12 protein-coding genes are annotated in these 13365 nt (G+C 65.8%); all 12 read left to right on the plus strand.

All coding sequences use genetic code 11. The features are described 5' to 3' along the window. From GVY64_RS09445 to GVY64_RS09500, 12 genes are read left to right on the plus strand one after another with little or no spacing between them, the layout of a single operon-like run. A complete protein-coding gene (locus GVY64_RS09445) occupies positions 1-4542 on the plus strand; it encodes a phage tail tape measure protein (RefSeq protein ID WP_159840217.1) in 4542 nt (1513 codons plus the stop codon). Beyond that, positions 4539-5477: a phage tail protein gene (locus GVY64_RS09450; RefSeq protein WP_159840218.1), complete on the plus strand. Its 939-nt coding sequence runs from the start codon at positions 4539-4541 to the stop codon at positions 5475-5477. Before GVY64_RS09445 ends, GVY64_RS09450 begins: the two co-directional genes overlap by 4 nt. A gap of 3 nt (positions 5478-5480) precedes the next feature. Next, positions 5481-7613, plus strand: a complete 2133-nt coding sequence (locus tag GVY64_RS09455; RefSeq protein ID WP_159840219.1) for a Gp37-like protein — start codon at positions 5481-5483, stop codon at positions 7611-7613. A gap of 9 nt (positions 7614-7622) precedes the next feature. Beyond that, positions 7623-8207, plus strand: a complete 585-nt coding sequence (locus GVY64_RS09460; protein ID WP_159840220.1) for a phage gene 29 protein family protein — start codon at positions 7623-7625, stop codon at positions 8205-8207. Between the two features lie 2 nt (positions 8208-8209). Then, positions 8210-9919, plus strand: coding sequence for a glycoside hydrolase domain-containing protein (locus tag GVY64_RS09465; protein WP_159840221.1), 1710 nt, complete (start codon positions 8210-8212; stop codon positions 9917-9919). Positions 9920-9933: 14 nt separating this feature from the next. Continuing rightward, the gene (locus tag GVY64_RS09470; RefSeq protein WP_159840222.1) at positions 9934-10167 is read left to right on the plus strand and encodes a hypothetical protein; all 234 of its coding nucleotides are present in this window, start codon (positions 9934-9936) and stop codon (positions 10165-10167) included. A 41-nt stretch (positions 10168-10208) separates the two neighbouring features. Beyond that, positions 10209-10532, plus strand: a complete 324-nt coding sequence (locus GVY64_RS09475) for a hypothetical protein (RefSeq protein ID WP_159840223.1) — start codon at positions 10209-10211, stop codon at positions 10530-10532. Next, a complete protein-coding gene (locus GVY64_RS09480; protein WP_157227452.1) occupies positions 10532-10696 on the plus strand; it encodes a hypothetical protein in 165 nt (54 codons plus the stop codon). The genes GVY64_RS09475 and GVY64_RS09480 overlap by 1 nt, the downstream gene beginning before the upstream one ends. Continuing rightward, on the plus strand, positions 10696-11103 hold the full coding sequence (locus tag GVY64_RS09485) for a hypothetical protein (RefSeq protein ID WP_159840224.1): 408 nt from the start codon (positions 10696-10698) through the stop codon (positions 11101-11103). Before GVY64_RS09480 ends, GVY64_RS09485 begins: the two co-directional genes overlap by 1 nt. A gap of 3 nt (positions 11104-11106) precedes the next feature. Next, positions 11107-11772 carry a hypothetical protein gene (locus tag GVY64_RS09490; RefSeq protein WP_159840225.1) on the plus strand — a complete coding sequence of 222 codons (666 nt, stop codon included), beginning with the start codon at positions 11107-11109 and terminating at the stop codon, positions 11770-11772. Positions 11773-11786: 14 nt separating this feature from the next. Then, entirely contained in the window at positions 11787-12155 is a 369-nt protein-coding gene (locus tag GVY64_RS09495) for a hypothetical protein (protein ID WP_159840226.1), read from the plus strand. Further along, positions 12133-13359 (plus strand): hypothetical protein, encoded by a 1227-nt coding sequence (locus GVY64_RS09500; protein WP_159840227.1) that lies wholly within the window; start codon positions 12133-12135, stop codon positions 13357-13359. The genes GVY64_RS09495 and GVY64_RS09500 overlap by 23 nt, the downstream gene beginning before the upstream one ends. Positions 13360-13365 lie beyond the last annotated feature (6 nt).

The following is a 13365-nucleotide window of genomic DNA, read 5'->3' on the forward strand; positions in this document are numbered from 1 at the left end:
ATGGCCGGTGGCCGCATCGACATCCTCGTAGCACCCGATCTGCGGCGTTTCGTCCCCGAGATGCGCGCAGGACTGCAACCCGCGGTCGGTGTGGCGGGGGCGATCGGCGCGAGCCTCGGGCTGGCCATCGGTGGGGCGGCTGCCGCGTTCGGCAAGGTGATCGAGGTCGGCAACGAGTTCACCACCTCGATGAACACCATGAAGGCGGTCGCGGGTGCGACTGCCGACGAGATGGCGAGGGTCTCCGAGCGCGCCAAGCAGCTCGGTAACGACGTCACCCTGCCCGGCACGTCCGCCAACGATGCCGCCGCGGCCATGGCAGAGCTTGCCAAGGGCGGGTTCAACGTCCAGCAGTCCATGGACGCCGCGAAGGGCTCGCTGCAGCTGGCGGCGGCCGCGCAGATCAAGGCCGCTGAGGCGGCGACGATCCAGAGCCAGGCGCTGCAGGCGTTCGGCCTCGGTGCGTCGGAGGCCACTCGTGTCGCCGACGTGCTCGCCAACACCGCCAACGCTTCCAGCGCGGAAATCAAGGACGTCGCCTACGGCCTGCAAGCCGGTGCCGCGGTCGCCCACCAATTCGGGCTCACGGTCGAGGACACCGCCACAGCGCTCGGCCTTTTCGCCAACAGCGGCATCCAAGGCTCCGACGCCGGTACCCTGCTCAAGTCCGCACTGTTGGCCCTCACCGACACCGGCAAGCCCGCCCAGGAATCGATCAAGCAACTCGGCCTGACGATCTACGACAACAAGGGCCAGTTCACCGGGCTGCGGAACCTGTTCGTGCAGCTGGACGCCGCCGCCGAGAAGATGACGCCCGAGATGTATCAGGCCGCGACAGCGACCCTGTTCGGCTCGGATGCGATGCGTCTGGCGGCCATCGCCGCGGAAAAGGGTGCCAGCGGCTTCGACCAGATGCACAACGCCATGAGCAAGCAGGGCTCCGCCGCCGAAGTCGCCGCAGCGAAGATGCAGGGCCTGCCCGGCGCGATGCAGATGGCGCAGAACGCCGCCGAAAACCTGGCCCTCGAGGTGTACGACCTCGTCAAAGGCCCCATGGAGCAGTTCGCCAAGGGCGCGGCCGAAAACATCGCCGCGGCAACCCCGAAGGTTGTGGCCGGACTGCACGGGGCCGCTGACGCTGCGGTCGACGCCGGGCGCGCTATCGCACCGGTCGTGAAGTGGTTCGCTGACCTCCCCGGCCCGGTGCAGGCGGCCACTGCGGCGGTGATCCTGTTCCGCACCACTGCTCTCGGCGCCGCCCTCACCACTGCCGCAACGACCACCACGGCAGCGCTTGGCAGCTTCGTCACCCAGGCCCGCGCGGTGGCGACCGCGACCGGCGGTGTCACGACCGTGGCCGGGATGGGTTCTGTGGCCATGGGCCGCTTCGGTTCCGCGGTGCAGCAGCTCGGCACGACGGTGCCCGTGGTGACGCGGATGCAGGGTGCGTTCATGAACACCGCAGCCAGTGCTTCGGTGTTCGCGCGCACCCAGGGCACGATCGCCGCCGCGGCGACTGGTGTGCGCTCGGCCGCGGGCAGTGTGGTCAGCCTGCTCGGCGGCCCGTGGGTGGTCGCTGTCGTCGCCGCCGGCGCTGCGCTGTTCCAGCTGTGGAACGAGATGAAGAAGGGCGAGGACCACGCCAAGGCGATGCAGGCCGCCCTCCGTGAGATCGGGGCTACCCGTAGCGAACTCGCCGAACTGTTCGCCCTGAACGGGGGCGCGTTCGACGCCCAGGCTATCTCGAACGTGACCGCGCAGGTCGGGATCATGAAGAAGTCGCTGGACGACGCGGCGAACTTCAAGCCCGGATTCCTGGAGCGGAACTTCACCCCGCCGTGGATGGACTCCGCCCGCAACAAGCAGTGGTACGCCGAGCAGTGGGAGGGCGCGAAGAAGGTCATCGATGACCTGAAGCTGTCCGACCAGCAACTCGCCGAAACCCTCGCCGACACCAGCAAGTTCAACGATCTGGCGGCGAAGCTGCGGACGATGGGCACCCACGGCCGGTTCGCCCTCTCCGAGCTGCAGGCGATGCGCGACGAGATCGTCAAGACCCAGGAGGTCGCGCGCAACACCACGCCCGGGTTCGCGACCCTCACCCAGGCGGTGAAGGTCCTGTCGGATGCGTCGTCCTCGGCGGCCGACCGGATCGACGCGATGAAGACCGCGCTGGACGTACTGTCGGGCAAGCCGATCGCCGCACAGGAGGCGCTGAGCAAGTACAACCAGGCTGTCCGCGACACCGCGCAAGCCACCTCCGAGGCGTGGGACGCCTCTCAGGGCTTCGGCGCCGCGCTGATCGGGCAGAACGGGCAGGTCAACACCGCCACCTCCAACGGTCAACGGCTCATGGACGCCCTGATGCGGATCCGGGATGTCACGATCACCGCCGCGGAAGCTGGCGTCGACATGGGCCCGATCCTGGCGAAGAACGACCAGCAGTTCGCCGACCTCGCCCGCTCCGCCGGGTTGACCGCCGACCAGGTGCAGCAGATGGCCGCCCAGCTCGGCTACCTGCCCAAGGACATCACGATCCTGGCGAACTTGAAGAACGCCGACTCGGTGGAGCAGAAGCTCATCGTCATCCAGGGTCTGCTGCGCACCAACGCACAAGGCGCTGACATCCCGGTCGAACTGCTGGGCGAGGAGGCCAAAGCAAGGCTGATCGAGATCGGCGCAAAGGTCGAGCAGGTCAACGGCAAACCGGGTGTCGTGCACATCTCCGCCCCGGACGCGCCCGCGGTGATCGCCGAGCTGGACAAGCTGATCGCGAAGAACCTTCCGCCGAAGACGCAGAAGGTGAAGCTGGAGTACGACACCTCTGGCTATTCCCTGCCACAGAATGTGCGCGAGCGGCTGCACGAGAACATCGACGACATCCCCATCGCGCCTCGCGCTGAAGGTGGGCTCTCTGGGCCGCTGCCGTCTCAGGCGACGATCCAGGCCCCGCAGTCACGGCTGTACCAGTGGGCCGAGCCAGAAACCGGTGGTGAGGCGTTCATCCCGTTAGCGCCGTCGAAGCGGTCCCGGTCGGTGAATATCCTCGGGCAGGTCGCCGGCATGTTCGGCATGGCTGTCACCCCAATGGCCGACGGCGGCGTCGCGCTCAACCGCGCCATGAACTTCCTGCGCGGCCAGTCCGGCAAGGCGTACCAGTACGGCGGCGTCGGCAATCCCTCGTGGGACTGCTCCGGGTTCATCTCCGCCGCCTACGCCTTGCTGAAGGGTTTGGACCCGTTCACCCGCTGGTTCACCACCGAGAGCAACTTCCCCGCCCTCGGGTTCCGCTCCGGCCTGGACCCGTCCGGCCGCGGCCTGTCGGTGGGTATCTACCGCGGCGGCGGCGGCCAATACTCGCACATGGCTGGCCTGCTGGCCGGTACGCCGTTGGAGTCGGGGGCCAACGGCGTGCGAGTCGGATCCGGGGCGCAGTCGGCCACGAGCGGCAATCTGCCGCTGAAGTACTACCTGCCCGTCTCCTCGTTCAACCCGCCCGGCACGAGCGCCGGAAGCGGTGTCAGCTCGCGGTCGCGGTCCACGGAGAAGAAACCCACCTGGGACGCCGGTGACGACCTGGAGCTGGAGTCCGCGCGGATCAGCCTGAACAAGGCCAAGACTCAGCGCGACGAGGAGCTGAAGGACCCGAAGAAGTCCGCCGACGACAAGCGGCAAGCCCAGATCGACGTGCAACGCGCGGAGTTCCGGGTGCAGGAGCTGGAACGCAAGAAGGAGCAGGCCAACACCACCAGCGGACCCGTGCCGGAGGCGCCGCCACTGGAAGGTGAGCTGTCCGACGACCAGATCCGCCTCGAAGAGCTGCAGATGGCGATCCGCCGCGCCCAAGAGGACCGGGACCTCGTCTACGACGACCCGGAAGCCACCGACGACGACCGTCGCGCAGCGGACCTCGACCTACGGAAGGCGATGAACGCGCTCGTCGCCGAGCAGAAGAAGCAGCGCGAAGAAACCAAGGGCGCGAGCGGATCCGGCAGCGACTACAGCAGCCCTGTCGAACTGCTGGGCGATGCCGCAAAGGCGTTCGTTACCGGACAGCTGTCCGACGTCTTGAACGTCGTCGGCCTTGGTGGGGACATCAAGGGCGTCACCGGTGCCGCCATCGGCATCGCGGCTGACCAGTTCCAGAAGGCGCAGAAGGAGAAGGACAAGAAGAAGCCTTCCCCGGCCAACCCCAGCCAGGACGAACTGGCCAAGCAAGGCCCCGTCGTCCCCGGCACCGCGAACTGGCTCGAGGAGATGATGAAAACCCTACGTATCCCCGCGGTGATCCGCGACCAAGGCGGACCGCTGCCGCACGGTATGGCCGCCATCAACACCTCCGGCGAAACGGAATGGGTGCTCAACGGGGCTCAGTTGCGCGCCGCGGCCACCGCTCGCCCAGCCCAGACACAGACGATCGACAACCGGATGGTGATCGAGAACCTGCACACGGGGATGTCTGAAGGGGAGTTCAACCGGGCGCTGCGGATGCAGCGGATCGAGCAGCAGGACCGGGCTCGGGCGTGGGTGCCGCGCATATGATCGAACCACCCGAGGACGTACTCGTCGAACTCGAAGAACCCAACGGCCGCCGGTGGACCCTCGCCGGTCCGGGTCAATGGGATCAAAACGTGTGCCTCGCCGACGAGGAAGAAGGCACCGACTTCGACGGCATGTACGACGCGCCGTTCACCGCCATCTACAACTCCACAGCCTTCCAGGTCGGCTCCACCTTCGGCGGACTCCGCGAGGACCACTACGACTTCATCTTGGCCGTGCATATCTTCGGCACGAAGGATCGGCCGTGGCGCCATGTGGATTCGGAGTTCCGCAAAGGCCTCTCGGCTAAGCGGGACTCGAAACTGTGGGTAATCACCCAGGATTCGGCGCGGCATCTTCCCGTGCGATTGGGCGGGAAGGTGAAGATCAAGGCGGTCAACGACCCGATCTCCGAGCAGTACGGGAAGGTGCTGCTGCCGCTCATCGGTGCCTACCCGCGGTGGATCGGCACCCCCGAGATCTCGGAGTTCGTCACCACCACCGACACCACCAGTGGCGGTGACGAACTCGGCTACGTGTGGGTGTCCAACCCGCTGCCGGAGGACTACGAGATCTACCCGCAGTGGCGGATCCAAGCTTCCGCAGAAGGCATGGTGGTCACCCTCCCGGACTACTCGTGGGGCAACGACGAATACGAGCGCGCCGAAGAGGACGCCCTCCGACGCATCGAGCTGGCGCCGCTGATGCTGGGTGAGCACCTGTACATCGACACCGACAAAATGGCGTTCAACGGCCAGTTCAACACCGCGCTGAAGACCGAGTACCCGCAGCGCATGAACGGCGTCAGGTTCAACTACCCCATCCCAGGCAACACGCCCCGCACTCAAGTTCCCGTCACGGTTTCCGGCGCCCCGGCGGGGACCGGAATCCAGGTGATCTGCCCGCGGCCGTGGCCGCGCCCGTGGGGTCTGGAGTAAGCGATGACCTCTGTCGAAACGATCGACTTCGACGCCGTATTCGGCGAGATCGTCGAGAACCTGCGCAAGGACCAGGAACGCCGGATCAAGCGGCCGCTGGTGCGGCTGTGGGACGGCAACTGGAATTTCATCGGCGAGGTCCACAACGAGATCTCCGCGAAGTTCACGCTGCCAGAGAACGAAACCGGCGTCGGCACGATCGAACTCCCGTCCCGCTACTACCTGTCGCGGTGGCTGACCGACCACGACGGCCGCTCCACCGCCAACGTCCACATCACCGTCGACAAGGACGGCGCACGTTGGGGCGGGATGCTCGACGACCTGTCGCAGCGCAAGGACGAAGACGGACAACGGATCGTCAAGGCCACGTTCAAGTCGGATTACGAGCACCTCAAGCACATTCTGGCGTACTCGAATCCGTTCCTGCCGCCGGAGATCCAGTTCCCGCGGTTGTGGATCCTGTTCGGGCCCGCGAAGTGGGCGCTGAAGCTCACGCTGTTCCTGAACATCCTGCGGCTCGAGGCGAACCTGTGGACGCTGCCGGACGACCCGATGGACCCGTCGCAGTGGCTCAACCTCGACCAGTCCACCTGGTCGCAGGTCGTCGCACCTGACCCGATCGGCGGCGACTCCAGTCAGTTCGCCATCGTCCACTCCCGGTTCAAGTACATGCACGACGTCAGCAAGCGCATCGTCGCCGACGCGCAGCTGACGTGGGAGCCGCGGCGCTACCTCGAAGGCGACCCCGATCCATGGCCGGGCGCTAACCTGCGTCCCGGAACGCTGGTGTGGGACCTGGTCGACAACTCGGGCGCTTTCCAGGAAACCAACCTCGGCGGTGACCTGTTCAGCGGCCTGGTACGTGGGTTCACCGGCATCGGGGCCGACGGCATGACGCAGGGCGTCAACGTCATCGACGACCCCACCTTCCCGCCGGAGTACTCCGAACCCGGGTACAGGGGCACCAACCCCCGGGCTCCGGGCATCATCCTGCGCGACGGCGACCGCACCGGGATCAAGTCCAACGAGTTCCACTGGAAGCCCGCGACAGACACCGAGTTCGTCACCGGCGGACACTCGATGCCGGGCGTGAACGAGCTGATCTCAGCCTGCGTCGCAGGTGAGACCATCATTCATGGTCCCGACGGGGACGAGCGGATCGACGTACTGGCTGCTCGTGGCGGGCCCTTCAGGGTCTGGGCTCTGACCCCGGACGGGCGGCGCGTCGCTGCCACGGCATCGAGGGCCTTCCTGAAGGGGCAAGCAGAGCTATTCGAGTACGTGCTCGACGACGGCCGATCCATCAAGACGACCAACCTGCACCGGTTCCTCTCGCGCGAGGGATGGAAGCGGGCTGTCGAGGTGGAGGTCGGTACGGCGATTGCCACAGTGGACCTCACCGGGCCGCCGGATGGCGAGTTCGACCAGCGGTCCCGAGAGATCGACGACGACGAGTACCAAAACCTCCCGGAAACCAGGTCTCTGATCTTCCGCGAGGTGGTGGAGATCCGCCCGCTCGGCACCGCCGACTACTACGACATGACCGTTCCGGGTCTGAAAAACTATGCGGCACAGGGTGTTTGGAACCACAACACGGTGAACATGCTGGGCGATCTGATCGCCGCAGCTTTGTTCGTCCCGCCCATTGGCGGCATGGTTGACGCCCTGCTGAAACCCCTGTACACCGACGTCTTCCTGGCGTTCATGAAGTGGCAGGACATACCTCGAGCCCAAAGGTTGGGGTGGTCGCACTACCTCGAAACCTGGTGTGAGGGCAGCGACCGCGCCTACACGCTGTCCGCTCTCATCGCACTCCGCACGGGCATGTGGCGGACGAGGGAGCAAACCACCCACTCGGTCACTGTCGCCGACGGCGTGGAAAACCTGCGGATCGGGCAGCGCGGCAAGGGCAACGCGTGGCTCGGCACCCGCATCGGCACCACCGTCCAGGACTGGGGCCCGCCCGGGAAGGTGTACGTCGACCGCATCACCGAACTCGTCCTGTGGTGGGACCGCAAAACCACCCCGCACTGGGACATCACCGTCGGCCACCGCGAACCTGAAGACCCGGTGATGAAGGCGCTCGAGATGTTGCAAGAGGTCATGTCAATCGCCCGCGATCTGGGCGTCGCGTAGGGAGCGTGTGTGGGGAAGATCTGGCGGATCGAGGACATCGACCCGAACAACCCGGAGGAGCGGTTCCTCCCGGCCCTGCAGTTCATCCCGGTGGGGTTCGGTAGTGATTCCGGCGGCCGCAACCGGATCGTGTTCCCGGAGGCGCTGGCGCGGGCGATCTCCAAGCATATGACCGAAGCCGGTTGCCCGCCGATGGATCCCGCCCTGGCGACGAAGAAGGTGATGCGCCCGTACCGCGGTGAGCAGCACCAGCTCAACGCCATGGGCACGTGGGTGCCGGTGGACGAAGAGGAACCGGAGCCGGTGGTGATCCAGGACCCCGCCACGATGACGGTGCGGGAGCGGGAGGCGCAGATCGAACGCCTCCGGTATATGGGCTACCGCATCAACGAGCCCGAGGAACCGCAGCGCACCGCGCGGGTGGTCGACGCCGTCGACGAGCCCCCGCAGTTCGACCCGACTACGCACACGGTCACCGAGGTCAACGCCTACCTGCGTGACTCGAAAACGAGCGACCTCGAGCGCCGCCGCGTGCTCTACGCCGAGCGCAAGAACAAGGCGCGACCCGGAATCCTGAAACGCCACCAGGGGTGAGCATGAAACTGCTGGACTTCTCCGCCGCGCTCATCGACCCCCAGGCGATCAAGGATGCCGGATACAGCGGGGTGGTCCTGTACATGTCGGACCGGCGTCCGGGCGCGGAATGGATGCTCGCCAAGCCCGCCACCCGCGAGTACTGCGATCGGCTGCGCGCCGCGGGACTTGAGATCGTCAGCAACTACCAGTTCGGGAAGGGCGAGACCTCGGACTGGTACGGCGGCTACGACGGCGGCGTCCACCACGCGGAGATCGCGCTGCGCTACCACCGTGCGGCCGGCGGACCCGACCAGCGCCCGATCTACGCCCCTGTAGACGCGAATCCCACGTTGGAGCAATGGAACCAGTTCATCGCGCCGTTCCTGCGGGGCTGGGCGTCGGTGGTCGGGCTGGAGTGGACCGGCATGTACGGCAACTTCCGGTGCATCAACTGGGCGCTTGAAGACGGTGTCGCGACGTGGTTCTGGCAGCACAACTGGTCCGGCGGGTTCGCCAACGACGACCACCCGGCCGCGCACCTGCATCAGATCGAGATCGACAAACGCAAGGTCGGCGGCGTGGGAGTGGACGTCAACGTGGCTTTGAAGCCGGACTACGGCCAGTGGTCGGTGGCGCCGGCCCCTCTACTCGAACGGGAGACCATCACGGTGACCAAGCCGGACTATCAGGAACTCGACCGCATGGGCGACTCGGCGTCGTCCCGCCACGGTGCGCGCATCGAGAACTTTCTGCTCCACACCCAGGAAGGCAATGGCACTGCGGAGAGCCTGGCCAACTACCTGAACAACCCCCGCAACGGCGTGAGCTACCACTACACCGTCCGCGACGGGGTAGTGGTCGACGTGGTGGACACCGACCTGGCCAGTTGGTCGGTGCTGGACGCGAACTCGTCCACCATCAACCTCTGCTTCGCCGGCAGTCGTGCGGGATGGTCACGTGACGAATGGATGGCCATCCGTGATGACCTCCGGATCGCTGCGTGGCTGGCAGTGCAGGATGCTCAGAAGTACGGATACGACCCGCTCGTCATCGCGCCACCGTACGAGCGCCGCTCCGGAATCTCCGACCACCGATACGTGACCGACTGCCTCGGCATCGGCACACACACCGACGTCGGCCCCAACTTCCCGTGGGACATCTTCGAGGCCGACGTGTGCGAGTTCGCCACCGGCGCGCCCGCGGGCCCGCCGCCCAACGCGATCAACGACGTCGAGGCCGCGACCCCGTGGCTTGGCGCACGGCGCACAGTCGGTGAGAACGCCACCCCCGACGGCATCGGCAGGTACGCAGAGTTCGACAACGGCCACATCTACTGGCATCCCGCGACCGGCGCCCACGCGATCCCGGCGAGCTTGTTCGGCAAGTACTCCGAACTCGGCTGGGAGCAGGGGCCGCTCGGCTATCCGACCACTGAGTGCACCGTGCTGCCCCAGGGTGAGGTGCAGGGATTCCAGGGCGGCGCGCTGTATGGGAAGGACGGTGACAACCGGCCGCCCGTCTGGGTGCACGGCGCGATCCGCGACCGCTGGCACCGCAGTGGCTCGGAAACCGGCCCGTTCGGCTGGCCGCTTGCCGATGAAGAGGAACTGCCCGGCGGGGAGGTCCGGCAGCGCTTCGAACACGGCCAGATCATCTGGCCCGGCCGCCGCGACACCGTCGCCTTGCTTGACACCGAAGGTCCGGACACCCCTGTCCCGGACCGCGACTGATGAAGGGATAGACCATGAGCAAGCTGATTTCCACCCTGCGTACCGAGCCCATCCGCGCTCTCCTGTGGCCCGTTCTGGTCGGCATCGCTGGCTACCTCGTCGTGCGCGGCGTTGTGGATCAGTTCTCGGCGGACATGATCCTCGTCATCGTCGCGGCCGTCCTCGGGATTCCCGCCGCGGAGGTGGCGCGCGCGAAGGTCACACCGGACGAGAAGCTTCGCGCGGGGATGCCCCGTGAGCGCGGGTAGTGCTCCTGCAGCTATGGGCGGCCGAAGCAGACGGTGAGTCGGTGCCCATCGGCACCGACTCACTGCTGCAGTACGGGGCCATCGGCGCGATCGCCGCGATCTGCATCTACGCCGTCTACAAGCTGTTCAACTCCCTCGTCTCCTCTCATGCGGCGGAGATCGACCGGATCACGGCGTCGCATCATGACGCCATCGCCCGCGCCGACGCCGCCTACGACAAAGAGGTCGCCCGCGGTGATCGGCTCGAGATCGAGTTGCGAGAACTCAACAAACTCATCAACGACAAGCTCGCCGGGGAGCTTGTGCGAGCAACTGACGCCATTCGGGAGGCGTTCGAAACCATGCACGAGCGACGGCGGCTGTGATGCCGGACAAATACATGCGTGATAACGACAGCATCGAGAACACGCTGCGGCAGACCCACGAAACCGTGGGTCGGCTGCGGACTCTGCTCGATGACCTGGCGCACCAAATCAACGATCTGGAGTCGGAGATCAAGCAGCCTCGCGAGAAAGGGCCGCAGCCGTGATGGATCAGACGAAGCTTGTGGAGGCGGTCGACGCGCTGACCTCGGAGGTGGGCACTCTCTCGCAGCGAGCCGACACTACCCAGAAGGTTCTCGAGCGCATCGAGAAGGTCGCTGCGGACAACAGGCGCAACCGGGTGGGGATGGCAGTTCTGCTGGTCCTGATCGGTCTGATCGTCTACCTGTTCTTCCGACTCGAGGCGACCACCCGTGAGGTGCGGGAAGTCCAGGAGCGGACGTCCTCCGAGATTCTGTGCCCTCTCTATGAGGTGTTCGCGACATCCATCAAGGTGAACCCGCCGAATCCGAATCTGACACCGGATCAGGCGAAGGCGCGGCAACACGCTGCGGACACGATCCTGGCGGGACTCGACACGCTCGGATGCGGTGATTCTCCGGTCGGGAAGTAGTCCGTGACTACTCCCAATATCCCGGAGATCCCCGACAACGCGTTCGTTTTCGGCTCGGACTACGGGTCGAACCTCAACGAGGCATCTATCCAGGCCCTCGCCACCGGTGGGGCGAAGGTGTCATTCACTGGGGTGCAGGGCGCGGTCAACTCCCAGGTGCGGACGCCGCTGGACAACACCCGTCTCATCGCCGAAAACGCGAAGGGATCAGCGGACATCGCGGTGTCGACGTCGCAGGCGGCGGCCAACGCCGCCGCGGCCGCCGGCGAGAAAGCCGACATCGCCTACGACAACGCCCATTACTGGTCCGTGGAGTGCGTCGTGGCTTCGGCCGAGGTGCGGCTCGGCGTTAACGAGCTACTCCTCGGCCCAGTTTTGAACGTGCCGGACGGTCTAGAAGCACTGCTGACTGACGTCCACTTCGCGCTTATCACTCAACCGGGCGGCTGCACGATCGAGGTCAAGCGGTGGAATGCCGCGGGGGTTTCGGCGGACGTGATCCACACCCAGGTCCTCGGGGCGAACGTCACCCGCTACAACGCCAACGCGCTCGCCATCGAGGCATTCGACAAAGAGCGCTTCTTCTACAACGTCACGAACGTCGTCGGCACCACTGCTCCAGTTGTGCTCCAGATCAACGTTTCCGGCGTGTACATCCCTGAGCCCTGATCCGAGAGGAAGCCGTGAAGGTTTTCCACTGCGTCGCAGCATCCACGAATTACGAGTCGCACTGGCAGATCCCCGACTACCGCTGGGCATTGTGGTGCGCGGCCTTCCAAGTGAAATCGCTCGACGGGTACTTCGACCTGACCCCGGCCGAGTCCGCTATCCAGGTGCTGACGTGGGCGATCGACCGGTTCGACACCGACACCGAGACGTTGCGGAAGCTGCACTCGCCCGAAGATCGGCTCGACCTGCGAGCGAATAAGCGCCACTTGCAGGGCATCAGAAAATTCCTGATCGCCAATGGCGGCACGATCTCCGGCGCCATCGACGAGAGCGAGCTGACGCCACCAGAAGGAGACACGGTTGTCGTTCTTGATTCGCCGTAACCTGCCCTGGGCGTGGGCTGGGTGGATCGACGACTTCAACAGGGCGCCGGAGAATCCGATCAAACAGCCGTGGGGGCACTTCGGTGACGGCAGCAAGGCCGACCTCAACGGCTCGGCGGAAATGCACATGCCGGCCAACTACTCGTCGGTCGTCGGCGGTGGTGAGTCCTACGAGTTCCAGCCCTTCACCCCGAATTTCGGGATGGAGTGGGAGATGTGGTGGCCGGTCGAGGGACTGGTCGCGCAGTACTTCAACCTCTGCATCATGGAGAACTGGGCCAAGGTGGGCCCGTCGTTCGCCAACTCGGTGCTGATCCGCTTCCGTCACGCCCCCGTCGTCTCCTCCGATGACGTGCACATCATCGAGTTCGACGGCCTCATGTCCTCCGGCAACGACCTGGCCGGGAACACCTCACCCGTCCCGTACTACGGCAACTACGTCACATGCACAGTTCTGATCGACAACGACCAACTCTGCCGGGTGTACATCAACGGCGTCGCCCGCTGCCAGGCGCAGCTCACCCCCACCCACCGCCCGCACCCGGGTAAGCGGGGGTTGAACTTCTTCAACAATGCCCTGTGCGACGCCTGGATCCGGTGGGTGAAGATCTACGACCGGCCCACCGACTTCCCCCTGAGCACGTCGTGGAACAGCGTGCTCTACGACGACTTCAACCGCGCCGACGGTCCGCCCGGCAACGGGTGGACGCAGTTCGGGACGAACGCGGGCATCGTCAGCAACTCGTGGTCGGCCACCGGAACGTCCAACAGCAGCGCGGGACTGATCCGCGACACCGGCATCACCAACGGCAAGCAGCGCGTCGAAGCCATCGCCGGCGGGAACAACAACCCCAACTCCAGCGCCGACAGCGGCCTGATTCTGCGCTGCAACTCCGCAGGCACCGAGGGGCTGGCCGCGAACATCCTCTCCGGCCACGTCTACCTCGCCCGGTTCACCGGATCACTGTCCAGTCCGACGTTCGCCAACTACGCCCACACCCCGGCCACTGTCGCCGCGGGCGACAAGATCGCATTCTCCACGGCTGGCGATTACGCGTGGATCGAAGTCAACGGGGTCGTTATCTGCCAGGCCCAGTTGTTCGGTGCTGTGCCGTCCGGCAACTCGTGGGCGGGGCTTCGAGTGGAGCGCAGCGGGTCGAACTCTCATTCGTGGAATGACGCCCGGATCTACTCCGGCGTATAGCAGGAG

The organism is Nocardia sp. CY41 (assembly GCF_009829325.1).
Lineage (GTDB): Bacteria > Actinomycetota > Actinomycetes > Mycobacteriales > Mycobacteriaceae > Nocardia.

Bases quoted from the DNA above. Each gene is read 5' to 3' on its own strand.
- GVY64_RS09445 (WP_159840217.1), top strand. From the start codon at position 1: ATGGCCGGTGGCCGCATCGACATCCTCGTAGCACCCGATCTGCGGCGT.
- GVY64_RS09450 (WP_159840218.1), top strand. From the start codon at position 4,539: ATGATCGAACCACCCGAGGACGTACTCGTCGAACTCGAAGAACCCAAC.
- GVY64_RS09455 (WP_159840219.1), top strand. From the start codon at position 5,481: ATGACCTCTGTCGAAACGATCGACTTCGACGCCGTATTCGGCGAGATC.
- GVY64_RS09465 (WP_159840221.1), top strand. From the start codon at position 8,210: ATGAAACTGCTGGACTTCTCCGCCGCGCTCATCGACCCCCAGGCGATC.
- GVY64_RS09470 (WP_159840222.1), top strand. From the start codon at position 9,934: ATGAGCAAGCTGATTTCCACCCTGCGTACCGAGCCCATCCGCGCTCTC.
- GVY64_RS09480 (WP_157227452.1), top strand. From the start codon at position 10,532: ATGCCGGACAAATACATGCGTGATAACGACAGCATCGAGAACACGCTG.
- GVY64_RS09485 (WP_159840224.1), top strand. From the start codon at position 10,696: ATGGATCAGACGAAGCTTGTGGAGGCGGTCGACGCGCTGACCTCGGAG.